Origin of the sequence: Mesorhizobium sp. M7A.F.Ca.CA.004.12.1.1 (assembly GCF_003997835.1) — a bacterium.
Taxonomy (GTDB): Bacteria; Pseudomonadota; Alphaproteobacteria; order Rhizobiales; family Rhizobiaceae; genus Mesorhizobium.
On sequence record NZ_RZRK01001052.1, the window covers coordinates 1 to 1,748 of the forward strand.

Below are 1,748 nucleotides of genomic sequence, written 5' to 3' on the forward strand. Positions count from 1 at the left end.
ATATAGGTTAGAAAATTCGCAGAAGTGCTTGATCTGACTCAGGCCGCGACGCCGAGCCCCAGCCTGTCGATCGCCAATTTCCTCGTCGACACATAGTCGGTCTTGCCGGAACCCAGCACCGGGATTTCCTCCACCTTGACGATGTCGTTCGGCACCATCAGTTCGGCGGCGCCCGCCTGTTTGCCGAATTTGCGCAGCTCGTCGGGATTGGCATCGTCGGCGGTGGTGACCAGCACGATGCGCTCGCCGCGTCTCTTGTCCGGCACCGCCACAGCCGCGTGGCGCTCCTCCGGCCACAGCGACTGCACCAGCATCTCGACCGCCCCCAGCGACACCATCTCGCCGGCGATCTTGGCGAAGCGCTTGGCGCGGCCGCGAATGGTGATGAAGCCCTCGCGGTCGACGGCGACGATGTCGCCGGTATCGTGCCAGCCGGTCAGCGGCTGCAACTCACCGGGGCGGTCCGACGTCATGTAGCCCATCATCAGGTTCGGCCCGTCGAGCCACAATTGGCCGGCGTCGGAGATGCCCTCGACCGGCTCCAGCTTCATGCGCATGGCAGGCAGCAGCCGGCCGACCGTGCCGTCGCGGCCATGGATTGCCGTGTTGACGGCAACCACCGGTGCCGCCTCGGTCAGCCCGAAACCTTCGATGATCTCGGCCTGGAAGCGCTCGCGATAGACGCGGCGGGTTTCCGGCTTCACCGCCTCGGCGCCGGCGACGACGAAGCGCAGGCTGGAAAAATCGCCGTCCTTGGCGGTGCGCGCATAGTTGGCGAGGAACGTGTCGGTGCCGAACATAATGGTCGGCTTCACCTTGCGCGCCACCTCGGGGATGATCTTGTAGTGCAGCGGCGAGGGGTAGAGGAACAGCTTTACCCCGGTGACCAGCGGCAGGATGGTGCCGCCCGTCAGGCCGAAGGAGTGGAACACCGGCAGCACGTTGAGCAGGATGTCGGCCGGCGAGATGGTGATCCGCGCCTCGGCCTGCATGGCGTTGGCGTACAGGTTCTTGTGCGACAGCACGACCGCCTTCGGCGTGCCTTCCGAGCCCGAAGTAAACAGAATCACGGCCGGCTTGGCCGCATCCTGCCGCTGCAGCGGCCAGCGCCACAGCAGAGCGGCGGCAAGCTTGTCCAGCGCGGTAACGCTCTCCCGCACATCCTCCAGCCACAGCAGCTTGGCGCCGCCTTTTTCGACCGCCGCGACGATATCGGCCAGATCGGCCTTCTCGACGAATGCGCGGGAGGAAATCACGGTCCTTATCACCGCCGTGCGCACGGCCGCGGTGACGCTCGCCGGTCCGGCCGTATAGTTGATCATCGCCGCCACCCGGCCGGCCGACAGAAGGCCGGTGAGCGACAGCACGACGCCGTTGGCATTGGGCAGCATCACGCCGACCGCCTCGCCCGGAGCCGTCACCGCCTCAAAGCGCCTGCCCAGGACGCGGGCGCCGATGAACAGCTTGCGGTAGGTCAGCGCCCCGGAGATCACGTCCTCGATGATGGTATGCGAAGCGCCGACGCGGTCGGCGGCATCGCGCATGGCCAGGAACAGGCCACGATCGAGGTTGGTGCCGAAGAGCCGCGCCTCGGCGACACGGTCGAACAGCGCGTTGGTGTTCGAGGCCTGATCGGGGTTCCGCGCCACCAGTTCGGCGATGGTCATAGGTTCCAGCACGCTGATCGACAGCTGCGGAAACCAGTGTCGTGGCGCCTTGTCCGCGGGTGTCAGCGACACCGGCAGGCC

1 protein-coding gene is annotated in these 1,748 nt (G+C 66.5%); it reads right to left on the reverse strand.

Translation table 11 applies throughout. The features are described from left to right. Positions 1 to 38: 38 nt before the first annotated feature. A partial coding sequence (locus tag EN984_RS33465; protein ID WP_127384300.1) for an AMP-binding protein occupies positions 39 to 1,748 on the reverse strand: 1,710 nt, incomplete at its 5' end.